General features: G+C 70.3%; 11 protein-coding genes, 1 pseudogene and 1 riboswitch. Of the genes and pseudogenes, 4 read left to right on the top strand and 8 right to left on the bottom strand.

Annotation, left to right across the window (positions count from 1 at the left end):
- Nucleotides 1–606 (top strand): annotated as a pseudogene (locus VFF46_RS22675) (helix-turn-helix domain-containing protein); the annotation flags it as partial.
- Here the strand turns inward: VFF46_RS22675 and VFF46_RS22670 are convergent.
- The 5 genes from VFF46_RS22670 to VFF46_RS22650 all read right to left on the bottom strand — a co-directional run bounded on the left by VFF46_RS22670 (nucleotide 607) and on the right by VFF46_RS22650 (nucleotide 5,793).
- Nucleotides 607–1,377: a prolyl oligopeptidase family serine peptidase gene (locus VFF46_RS22670; RefSeq protein WP_325039197.1), complete on the bottom strand. Its 771-nt coding sequence runs from the start codon at nucleotides 1,375–1,377 to the stop codon at nucleotides 607–609.
- A gap of 547 nt (nucleotides 1,378–1,924) precedes the next feature.
- Nucleotides 1,925–2,965 carry a zinc-dependent alcohol dehydrogenase family protein gene (locus tag VFF46_RS22665; RefSeq protein ID WP_325039196.1) on the bottom strand — a complete coding sequence of 347 codons (1,041 nt, stop codon included), beginning with the start codon at nucleotides 2,963–2,965 and terminating at the stop codon, nucleotides 1,925–1,927.
- A 132-nt stretch (nucleotides 2,966–3,097) separates the two neighbouring features.
- Nucleotides 3,098–3,373: a ubiquitin-like small modifier protein 1 gene (locus VFF46_RS22660; RefSeq protein ID WP_325039195.1), complete on the bottom strand. Its 276-nt coding sequence runs from the start codon at nucleotides 3,371–3,373 to the stop codon at nucleotides 3,098–3,100.
- Complete coding sequence (thrC, locus tag VFF46_RS22655; RefSeq protein WP_325039194.1) at nucleotides 3,370–4,629, bottom strand: threonine synthase; 1,260 nt, start codon at nucleotides 4,627–4,629, stop codon at nucleotides 3,370–3,372. The genes VFF46_RS22660 and thrC overlap by 4 nt, the downstream gene beginning before the upstream one ends.
- A 13-nt stretch (nucleotides 4,630–4,642) precedes the next feature.
- Nucleotides 4,643–4,783: riboswitch (SAM riboswitch) on the bottom strand.
- Between the two features lie 65 nt (nucleotides 4,784–4,848).
- Nucleotides 4,849–5,793, bottom strand: a complete 945-nt coding sequence (locus tag VFF46_RS22650) for a DNA-3-methyladenine glycosylase 2 family protein (protein WP_325039193.1) — start codon at nucleotides 5,791–5,793, stop codon at nucleotides 4,849–4,851.
- A 159-nt stretch (nucleotides 5,794–5,952) separates the two neighbouring features.
- On the opposite strand from VFF46_RS22650, the gene VFF46_RS22645 reads away from it, so the two are divergent.
- A complete protein-coding gene (locus VFF46_RS22645; protein WP_325039192.1) occupies nucleotides 5,953–6,420 on the top strand; it encodes a hypothetical protein in 468 nt (155 codons plus the stop codon).
- Here VFF46_RS22645 and otsB read toward each other — a convergent pair.
- From otsB to VFF46_RS22630, 3 genes are all read right to left on the bottom strand, one after another.
- A complete protein-coding gene (otsB, locus tag VFF46_RS22640; protein ID WP_325039191.1) occupies nucleotides 6,386–7,219 on the bottom strand; it encodes a trehalose-phosphatase in 834 nt (277 codons plus the stop codon). The two genes, VFF46_RS22645 and otsB, sit on opposite strands and share 35 nt — an antisense overlap.
- On the bottom strand, nucleotides 7,216–7,812 hold the full coding sequence (locus tag VFF46_RS22635; protein WP_325039190.1) for a LytR C-terminal domain-containing protein: 597 nt from the start codon (nucleotides 7,810–7,812) through the stop codon (nucleotides 7,216–7,218). Before VFF46_RS22635 ends, otsB begins: the two co-directional genes overlap by 4 nt.
- 63 nt (nucleotides 7,813–7,875) lie before the next feature.
- On the bottom strand, nucleotides 7,876–8,184 hold the full coding sequence (locus VFF46_RS22630) for a DUF3263 domain-containing protein (RefSeq protein WP_325039189.1): 309 nt from the start codon (nucleotides 8,182–8,184) through the stop codon (nucleotides 7,876–7,878).
- A 312-nt stretch (nucleotides 8,185–8,496) separates the two neighbouring features.
- Here VFF46_RS22630 and VFF46_RS22625 point away from each other — a divergent pair, with 312 nt between their 5' ends.
- Both VFF46_RS22625 and VFF46_RS22620 read left to right on the top strand, forming a co-directional pair.
- Entirely contained in the window at nucleotides 8,497–9,900 is a 1,404-nt protein-coding gene (locus tag VFF46_RS22625) for an amidase (protein ID WP_325039188.1), read from the top strand.
- A complete protein-coding gene (locus tag VFF46_RS22620; protein ID WP_325039187.1) occupies nucleotides 9,891–10,892 on the top strand; it encodes a Gfo/Idh/MocA family oxidoreductase in 1,002 nt (333 codons plus the stop codon). Before VFF46_RS22625 ends, VFF46_RS22620 begins: the two co-directional genes overlap by 10 nt.
- Nucleotides 10,893–10,897 lie beyond the last annotated feature (5 nt).

Here is a 10,897-nt window from a genome sequence, read left to right as displayed (position 1 = left end):
GTCATCGACCTCCCGGAGCCGGACGACGCGCTCGCCGCCGACCTGATCACGCTCGGCGGCAGCCTGGCCGCACTCCCCGACGGCCGGCACCTCGTCGTCACCACGCGCGGCCTGCTGGAGCAGGCGACCGAGCAGTTCTCCCGGATGCCGCTGCTGGATCACCTCGCCGCGCGGCACAGTACGGCGTACGTCGGGTTCGGCATCGGGCGGACCGCCGCCGAGGCCGAGGCCCTGGCCCGCCGCGCGGTCGGCCGGGCCGCGTCGATCGGCACCGTCGCCGGTGTGGTGTCGATGTCCGACGACGTCGAGATCGTGATCGAACCCACCGGCGAGCAGCCGTCCACGATCCGCGGCACCGAAAGCCTCCCGCTGCTGGCCCGCCGCGTCGGCCTCAACACCCAGACCCTCGCCCGGATGCGAGAACTCACCGCCACCCTCCCCGACGGCCTCACCACCCAAGACGTCGCCGACCACCTGGCCGTCCAGCTCCGCACCGCCCGCCGAGTCCTCAAACGCCTCGAACGAGCCGGCCTCGCCGCCCCCACCGGCACCCAACAACACGGCCGCACCGGCCGCCCACCCACCATCTACCTGATCCGCCTGTAGCTACAGAGCCTCCCGGAAGAACCGCGCGGCCTCGTTCGCCACGGCGTACCGGTCATCGCGGAGATCGTGGTCGCCGCCAACGATCGGCAGCAAACGTGAACGGGCGCCGACGGCGAGCAGCGCGTGGTGGAGCCGCTCGGCGTGCTCGTACGGAACGGTCTCGTCGGCGGTGCCGTGGACGATCAGGAACGGTGGCGCACCGGCGGCGACCTGCGTGATCGGACTGGCCGCCCGGAGCTGTTCGCGGTGCGTCCTCACGTCGCCTCCGACCAACGTCGTCACCGGTGAGGGCCGGTCGACCCGCAGGTCGCCGCCTTGGCGCAGGAGATCGCTCGGACCGCTGATCGTCACCACGGCCCGGACCTCCGGTTCCGCCGTACCTCGAGAACCCGCACAGCCGACCGGTTCCCCCGTACGCCGAGAACGCGCACGAACGTCCGGTTCCGCCGTACGTCCAGGACCCGAGGTGCCGCCCCGGACGAGCCCGGCGAGGGCCGCGAGGTGCCCGCCGGCGGACTGGCCCCAGATGCCGATCCGCCGAGGATCGATCGGCAGTCCGAGAGGGTTGCGGCGGATCCAGCGCAGAGCGGCCCGTACGTCGTGCAGTTGCGCGGGGAACACGGCTTGCCCGCTGTGCCGAACGGAGACCGCGACGGTCAGCAGGCCTGCCCGGGCGAGAACCGGATTCGCGAACGGCAGCCAGGCCCACGAGCGCTCCCCGGGTCCCCACCCCGGGCAGCCATCGATCCGTACGACGACCGGAATCGGCACGACCGGCAACGGCGCCGGACCAAGCACATCGAGGCACAACTCGACCCTGTCCGGTCTGTCGTAGCAAATGTTCCCGAAATACGTGAACTCTGAGCGCCTGGAAGCCATCCGTTCCATCGCCTCCCCGATCGGAATCCGACCGTCGCACGGCCGCGATGACGAGATCCAGAGCGCTCTTCGGAAACAAAGTTGCGCCTGGTGCCGGAAATGTTCCGCAAAGGGATCTCACCGGAGGGCAGCCAAAGTACGGCGAGTCCGACTTCCCGACGCCGCAAGTACCGCGCCTCCGAACCCCGCGCCGGCCAGCACGAACCGGTCTCACACCCGGCCCGTCCATCTCCCCCATGCCTCTCCGCCGCAGCATCTGATGGGCTAACCCACCAGATGCTGGGTTAGCCGGCCTGACGTGGGTGCGGAACCCTGCATCTGGTGGGCCTACCCACCAAGTGCCGCGCTGCGCGGCACGGGATGGGACTCCGGGTGCGGAGGGCGGACCGGGCGACGCGGATATGGAGGGTGGGTCGGGAGGCGCGGTGTGGGCGGGTGGTTACGGGGCGATGATCGTGATGCCGGCGGGGGCGCCGCTGGAGAGGGCTGCCAGGCCGGCTGGGGTTTCGTCGAGGGTGATGGTGCGAGTGACGAGTTCGGCGGGGTGCAGGTTGCCGGCAGCAACTAGTTCCAGCATCTCGGGGTAGGCGTGGGCGGGCATGCCATGACTGCCGAGCCAGGCGAGTTCCTGGCCGATCAGGCGGCCCACGTCGAGGTTGACTCCGGCGGGTAGGAGACCGATCTGTACGTGGCGGCCGCGGGGACGGAGCGCTTGCAGCGCCTGCTGCACGATGTCGCTGGAGCCGAGCGCGTCGATGGTCACGTGGGGTCCGCCCAGCTCCCGGAGCCGGGTGACAACCGCGTCCGCCTCGGCGGTTGTTGTGGGTGGTGGGGGCTGGAGGAGGTGGGTGGCGCCGTGGGTTTGGGCTAGGGCTAGGGCTTTGGGGTTGGTGTCGATCGCGGTGACCTCGGCGCCTAGGGCGGAGGCGATCATGACCGCGGACAGGCCTACGCCGCCGCAGCCGAAGACGGCGACGCGTTCGCCGGCGCGGACCTGTGCTACCTGGTGGACGGCGCGGAAGGACGTGGCGAACCGGCAGCCGAGGCCGGCGGCGGTGGCGAAGTCCATGTCGTCGGGGAGGCGGACCAGGTTCACCTCGGCGTACGGTACGGCGACGTACTCGGCGAACGAGCCCCAGTAGTTGAAGCCCGGCTGGAGCTGATTCGGGCAGACCTGCTGGTTGCCTTCGCGGCACTGCTCGCACGTACCGCACGCGCAGATGAACGGCGTCGTCACCCGATCCCCGACCGCCCACCCCGATACCCCGGCCCCGACCGCGGCGATCGTCCCCGCCAGCTCATGCCCCGGCACATGCGGCAGCACGATGTCCGGATCATGTCCCATCCACCCGTGCCAGTCACTCCGGCACAGCCCGGTAGCCTCCACGCGAAGCACCACCGCCCCGGCCTCGACCGCGGGCTCCGGCACCTCCCGCACCTCAGGCAGTACGCCGTACCGCTCGACCACAACCGCACGCATTCCCAAATCCTAAAGCCGCCGACTCGTGGCGATTGGCTTGCACCCAACGCGTCGAGTCGTGGAAATCGGCGCCAGTTCCGGACCAAAATCCACGACTCGACGCCCGCGGACGGCGGGTGGGTCGATTCGAGGTCAGCCGCCGGCGACGGCGGGGATGATGGAGACCTGGCCGCCGTCCTTGATGGGGGTTCGGAGGCCTTCGGAGAAGCGGACGTCGTCGTCGTTGACGTAGACGTTGACGAAGCGGCGCAGCTCGCCGGACTCGTCCAGCACGCGGCCCTTGATCCCCGGGTACGACGTGTCGAGCGAGTCGAGCACCTCGGTCAGCGTCGTACCCTCGGCGGACACCTCGGACGCGCCCTTCGTGTAGGGCCGCAGGATGGTCGGGACGCGCACACTCACACTCACTGCAGGCCTGCCTTCACGAAGGCGTCGTACGACGCGGGAATGGTCACCTTGGGGCCGACCCGGTCGGCCACGGCGTCGAGCGTCTTCAGCCCGTCGCCGGAGTTGATGATCACCGTCTCGGCCTCGGGGTCGAGCTGGCCGGTGGCGATCAGCTTCTTCAGCGTCGCGACCGTCACCCCGCCCGCGGTCTCGGCGAAGATGCCCTCGGTCCGGGCCAGCAGCTGGATGCCCTCGACGACCTCTTCGTCGCTGACGTCCTCGATCGCACCACCGGTACGGCGGGCCACGTCCAGAACATAAGGGCCGTCCGCGGGGTTGCCGATCGCCAGGGACTTGGCAATCGTGTCCGGCTTCACCGGCTTGACCACGTCATGCCCGTCGCGGAACGCCTGCGCCACCGGGGAGCAGCCGGTCGCCTGCGCGCCGTACACCTTGTAGTCGGTCGCGTCGACCAGCCCGAGCTTGCCGAGCTCGGTGAAGCCCTTGTCGATCTTGGTCAGCTGGGAGCCGGACGCGACCGGGATCACGATCTGCTGCGGCAGCCGCCAGCCGAGCTGCTCGGCGATCTCGAAGGCGAGCGTCTTGGAGCCTTCGGAGTAGTACGGGCGGACGTTGACGTTGACGAACGCCCAGCCCTCCTCCTCGCCGGCGATCTCGGAGGCGAGCTTGTTCACGTCGTCGTAGTTGCCGTCGACCGCGACCAGCGTGCCGCCGTACACCGCGGTGGTGATGATCTTGGGCCGCTCGAGGTCCTTCGGAATGAAGACGACCGAGCGGATACCGGCCCGGGCGGCGGCCGCGGCGACGGCGTTCGCGAGGTTGCCGGTGGAGGGGCAGGCGAAGACCTTCATGCCCAGCTCGCGCGTCGCACTCAGCGCGGAGGCAACCACCCGGTCCTTGAAGGAGTGGGTCGGGTTGCCGGAGTCGTCCTTCACCCACAGTTTGCGCAGGCCGAGCTCGCGGGCCAGGTTCTGCGCGTCGACGAGCCGGGTGTAGCCGGGCTCGGTGTTCGGGAAGCTCGCCACGTCGACGGGGACGGGGAGCAGCGGCTGGTACCGCCAGATGTTCTTCGGACCGGCCTCGATCTGCTCGCGGGTGATGGTCGGGTAGTCGTACCCGACCTCCAGCGGACCGAAGCACTCCATACAGGCGTAGAACGGGCCGAGCGGCGACTTCGCCCCACAGGCGCGACAGCTCAGGTGCGTACCGTTGCCGAAGGCACCTTCACGGAGGGTGTGGGTGGCGGTCAGGCTCATGAGTGAGGTTCCCCTCTCATCTTCCCCGGGGGCCGGATCTCGGCGCGGGACGGATTTGGCACCGTTCCCTCGCCAAGCACCCCGGACGGGGCCTCGACGGGGAGGGTTGCCGGGACGTCAACGGGCCGTTTCCCTCAGTCCCTCTGGATGAGCTGCCCCGAGATTACCCAATCGGGTCCATATTGTGTCTTGTGATCCCACCATCCGAGACAGGCGATCTCAGAGCCGGTGGGTGGCTCCCGGGGTGTGGGTCGGGAGGGATTTGCGCGGGCCGAAGCGGGGATGGCCGATGCCGGCGAGCTCGATCAGGCGCTGGACGCGGAAGCGGTGGCCGCGGTACGGCTCGATCAGCTCGGCGCAGCCGTCGTCGTCCAGCTCCTCGCCGATCAGCGCGTACGAGACGTTCCGCGACACGTGGTAGTCCGCGAACGAGAACGCATCCGCGTCCCCGTGCGCCCGCTGCCGTACCTCGGCCGCCGTCCACACGCCCACGCCCGGCAGCGACCGTAGCCGGCGCTCGATCTCGGCGCCGTCGGTCAGCTCCAGGGTCCGCTCCAGCGCACGCGCCCGGGACGCCGCGGTCAGCACCACCCGGGACCGCCGGCCCTCGACTCCCGCCCGGAGAAACTGCCAGGACGGGATCCGCCGCCACTCCTCCGGCGCCGGCGGCACCATCATCACCCGGTTGCCCTGCTCACGGGGCCCCGGCGCGGGCTCGCCGTACTCGCGCAGCAGCAGCCGCCACGCGCGGAACGCCTCCTTGCCGGTCACCACCTGCTCGATCCCCGCCGCCGCCATCGCCTCGAACACCGCCCGCGACCGCGGCACCCGCACGTCCGGGAACCGCCGCGCCGCGTCCACCAGCACCCGGTGCTCCGGCAGCGGCTCGAACCCGTCCCAGCTGTCCTTGTCCCCCAGCAGCTCCGGTACGCCGTCCAGCGCCCACTCGGCACCCGGACCCCACGCCTCCGCCTCGACGGCCCCGGCGTACGGCGTCAACCGCAGCAGCACCGGCCCCTCCGGCGTCCGCGTCGCCCGCCACACGGTCCGCCGCCCCGGCTCGAACACGTACGCCGGATCACCGGGCCCCTTCCGCAACCCACCGATCACCGACTGCGGATCCACCACCCGCCCCGGCCGCCAAACCCGCACCACCGAACTCACCCGCCAAGTCTTACCCCACGCGGCCGACAACTCCGGCCGCAGGTCGACAGGAGGTGTCCGGTCTCAGCCGTTCCCCGCCCGCCTGAACCAGTCGCCGACCGGCCCGTCGAGGCGGACACCTCCTGTCGAGCTGCCGCAGTTGAGGCGATACTGAGCGGCATGAGTGGGTGGCAGTGGGTGAAGGTTGTGGGGAACTTGCTGAACCTGTCCACTGTGGTGGGGGCGTTGGTCGGGGTGTTGGGGCGGGCGCGGTTCAGCCGGGGGCCGCGGGGGTTGGTGTTCGCGAACGGGTATCGGCTCGGGTTTCCGGTGGCGGGCGCGTTCACTATCGGGAACGTGGTGCTGAGCAAGCACGAGCGGGGTTACTTCGACGACGCGAAGCTCGTGCGGCACGAGGAGCGGCATTCGTGGCAGTACTTCTGCCTGCTCGGGCTGCCGATGCTGCCGTTGTACGTCGTCGGCGTCGTGGTCTCGTTCCTGCTGACCGGCGACCCGGCGTCGCGGAACCCGTTCGAGCGGCTCGCGAACCTGCAGGACGGCGGGTACGTCGAGCGTCCGGTCCAGCCGCTCGGGCGGACCGTGACGCAGGCGTTCAGCGGGCTGCGATCGCGTCCGAAAGGGCCGTGAGGACGGTCACCACGCCGCTCGGGTCGTCGACGACGATGTCCGCTGCGTCGATCAGCTCGGTCGCGTTCGAGGACCGGGTCGCCAGCAGTACGGCGGGCAGCCCGTCCGCGCGCCGCGCCTGGATCGCCCGGTACGCGGCCAGGTCGCCGAGGTCGTCACCGGCGTACAGGATCGACCGGGCGCCGGTGGACTCGAGCAGGCTGTTGATCGCGACGCCCTTGTCGATCCCGGGCGGTCGCAGTTCGAGGACCAGGTTGCCGGGCTCCAGCCGCAGCTCGGTCTCCTCGGCGAGCGCGGTCAACGGCCCACGCAGTACGTCGAACGCGCCCGACGGGTCGTCCAGCCGGCGGGTGTGCACGGCCAGCGAGCTGTCCTTGTCCTCCACGAACGCATCCGGTACGCCGGCGTCGCGGAGCAGACCGGGCAACCGGTCGCGGGCCGTCGCCACGCCCGCGGGCACCGGGGCGCTGGTCACCTTGCCGGTCGACGCGTCCCACCGCTCGAGGCCGTAGTGCCCGAGTACGACGAGGCGCCCGAGGCCCGGGTGACCGCTGACGCCGGACAGTTCGGTGGCGACGAGTGCGGGCCGGCCGGTGACGATCGCGACCTGGTTCACCGACCGCGCCAGCCGGGCCAGCGCGTCCAGGGCGCCGTCGACCGGGCGGGACCGGGCCGGGTCCTCGACCAGCGGCGACAGCACACCGTCGAAGTCGGTGGCGATCACCGCGCCGGCCGGGTCGGTGACGATGGCTTCCCAGCCGTCGCGGCCGGCTTCGGTCTGCAGGACCGGAGTGCTCATCCGGCGTAGTCCGAGGTCAGGATCACGGTGAGGCGGTCCTTCTTCATGTTGTCCAGCGCACCCTTGGACCGGCCGATGCCGAGGTCGTGGGCGAGCTGGTTGGCGGCGGCGAGCATGCCCGGCGGGTAGTACACGGTGCTCTCGGCGACCTTGCCGTGCCAGTTGTCCGGCGAACCGGACACGGTCCAGCCGGCCTGCCGGGCCCGGTTCGCGACCGAGTCGGCCAGGCCCTTGCGCGAGGTGTTGTTGTATACCTCGATCGCCGGGCGTTCCTCGGCCGGGATCGTCACCGGCTGCTGGGTCGGCTGCGTGCTCTTCGGCGGCTCGGTCTGCTGCGGCGGCTCAGATGTTGCCGGCGGCTGGGTCGGCTCAGTGGTCGCCGGCGGCTGAGTTGGCTTCTCGGAAGTCTTCTCGGACGGTCGCGGGATGCTGGCCCCCACCGTCGACGGCCCGGTGGTCGGCTTCGTGGCCGGCGTACTCGCGGCGGCCGGCTTCTCGTCGGCCTTGCTCCCGTTCCCGCGGGTGCCGAACAGCACCAGCAGCCCGGCCACGATCGCGACCACGGCGGCGACCGCGACGAGCGACGAGAGCACCTGCCCCTGCTCGCCCCGAGGACGTGGGGCAGCAAGGCACGCCCTGAGGCGGCGGAACATCTGTCAGACCTCGATACCCAGGCGGCGTGCGGAGCGGGCGCGCTGGCGGGCGGCGCGGAGCCGGCGCAGGCGCTTGACCAGCAACGGGTCGTGCGCGAGGGCCTCGGGCCGGTCGATGAGCGCGTTCAGGACCTGGTAGTACCGGGTCGCGGACATCTGGAACTGGTCCCGGATCGCCTGCTCCTTGGCACCGGCGTACTTCCACCAGTGCCGCTCGAAGGTCAGGATCTGGCCGTCCCTCTCAGAGAGCCCGGCGACGACCGGCGGCGCAGCTTCGGCGGGGCCGGAAGAGCTGGCGTTGGCGCTGTCCATCTGCTGCTGACTCCTGTGCGGTCGGTGATCGTCCGTCCGCCTGACACTGTACGTGTTGAACAACAGCAATGTCATTCACCGACGACCGACACGAAGCGTGTCGCTGACGAAGCAACCGGACGTAGGTCGGGTGTGTGGCCGCGCGCCGTCGCGAGCAGGTGCTCAGTGCGGTGCATCGGCGCGCGGGGGCGAAGGTCTCGATGCGGAGCATCGTGGCCTTTGCACCCGTGCGGCGAGGTGCCGTGCCGAGTGCCGCGCAGTAGGCGCGCGGCCACCACGCCCGACCTTTACAACTCTGGCAGGATCTTTGGCGTGAGCTCAACCCAGTCCAGTGTGGCGCTGGTCGAGGAGTTGCAGGGGCGGATCCGGGATGTCGACCCGTTGGTCAACGCCATCTGTACGCCGAACCCCGCCGCGCTCACCGATGCCGCCCGTCTCGACACCGAACGTGACGAGGGGCGGGTCCGCGGCCCGCTGCACGGCGTACCGGTGCTGGTCAAGGACAACATCGACACCGCGGACCTGCCGACCACGGCCGGTTCGCTGGCGCTGGCCGAGCAGCCGCCCCCGCCGCAGGACGCGCCGCTGGTACGCCGGTTGCGCGAGGCCGGCTGCGTGATCCTGGCCAAGGCCAACCTGAGCGAGTGGGCGAACTTCCGCGGCTCGGCGTCCTCCTCCGGCTGGAGCGCGTACGGCGGCCTTACCCGGAACCCGTACGCCCTGAACCGCTCGCCCGGCGGCTCCTCCTCCGGTTCCGGCGCGGCGGTCGCGGCCGGGCTCGTGGAGTACGCGATCGGTACCGAGACCAGCGGGTCGATCGTCTGCCCGGCCGCCCTGAACGGCGTGGTCGGCCTGAAGCCCACGGTCGGCCTCATCCCGCAGCAGGGCATCGTCCCGATCTCCCACTCGCAGGACACCGCCGGACCGATGACCCGGACCGTACGCCAGACCGCCGCGCTGCTGACGGTGCTGACAGGCGGTCAGCTCGACTACACCGAGGCCTGTCGCGGTACTGATCTCAGCGATATGCGCATCGGCGTACCGCGTGGTCCTCTCTGGGGCTACTCGAAGGGGCTCGACCAGGTCACCGAGCGGGCGCTGGAGTTGCTCAGCCAGTGTGGAGCGACCGTCGTGGACCACCTGTCGTTGCCGACACCAGGTGGCGACGAGGACCAGCTGCACGTGCTCTCCCACGAACTGAAGGGCGACATGGCCGCGTACCTCGCGACGCGCGCCCCGGGCGGCCCGCGCGACCTGGACGACCTCATCGCGTTCAACAAGAAGCACGCGGACCAGGAGCTGCAGTGGTTCGGCCAGGAGCTGTTCGAACGTGCGGCCGCGACGGACGGCCTCGACTCCCCCGTGTACGTCGCAGCCCGGCTGACAGCGCTCCGCGCCGGGCGGGACGGGATCGACAACCTGCTCCGCGACAATCAGCTCGACGCCATGGTCAGCCCGTCGTACCAGCCGGCGTGGACGATCGACCTGGTCAACGGTGACCACGTGATGGGCAGCTCCTCGTCGCACGCCGCACTGGCCGGCTACCCGCTGCTCTCGGTGCCGTCCGGGATGATCTCCGGCCTCCCGGTCGGGCTGACGATCAGTGGTACGGCGCGGAGTGAGGTCACGCTCATTCGCTTGGCGCACGCCTTCGAAACCGCGAGAATCGCAGCAGACGGACCGTTCCCGACCCCGGAGTTCAGACAGTGGGTATAGATCGCGTCAGGTGGGGGATCGTTGCGACCGGCAACATCTCGACCCAGTTCACCCAGGATCTGGGCCTGCTGCCGGACGACGCCGTCGCCACCGCGGTCGCGTCCCGTTCGCAGCAGAGCGCGGACAAGTTCGCTGCCGAGTTCGGCATCCCGCACGCGTACGACGACTACCGCCGGCTGATCGACTCCGGCGAGGTCGACGTGATCTACATCGGTACGCCGCACCCGCAGCACTACGCGATCGCCCGGACCGCCCTGCAGGCCGGCATCGCCGTACTGTGCGAGAAACCGGTCACGCTGACGGCCAAGCAGGCCCGGGACCTGGTCGCGGTCGCCCACGAGCACAACACGTTGTTCGCCGAGGCGATGTGGATGCGCACCGATCCGGTGATCCAAGCGCTCTTCAAGGATCTCGCGAGCGGCGTGATCGGTGAACCACAGCAAGTGGTTGCGGACTTCGCGTTCCACAAAGCTTCATTGCCGGTTCGCCTGCTCGACCCGGCGCTCGGGGGAGGCTCGCTGATGGACGGCGGCATCTACCCGATGACCTTCGCCCACATGGCGTTGGGCCGCCCGGCGGAGGTGAAGGCAGTCGGTTCGCTCAACGACGACGGCGTCGACCTGAACGTCGCGATGGCCTGGCGGTACGACTCCGGCGCGGTCGCGGCCCTCACCTGCGGTCTGCGGTCGCAGAATCCGTGGGTCGCGGCGATCAGCGGCCCGGACGGGAACCTGCAGCTGCCGCACCGGTTCCACCACCCCGAGTACTACCTGCGCACGACCGCTTCCGGAGCGGAGCGGATCGACGTACCGACGCATGGCCGTGGGTACCACTATGAAGCGGCAGAGGTAATGCGTGCACTGCGCCAGGGACTGATCGAGGTTCCGGCTCTTCCCCACGCCGGCACGCTCGAGATTCTCGAACTGCTCGACGAGACCCGGAGCCAGATCGGGGTTCGCTACCCCGGTGACGACGACGACCTGAGTGGATGACGCTG

Origin of the sequence: Kribbella sp., from assembly GCF_035655035.1 — a bacterium.
In the GTDB taxonomy this organism is placed as follows: domain Bacteria; phylum Actinomycetota; class Actinomycetes; order Propionibacteriales; family Kribbellaceae; genus Kribbella.
The sequence above is the reverse complement of the archived record's forward strand: the minus strand, read 5'-3'. Positions and strand labels throughout refer to the sequence as shown.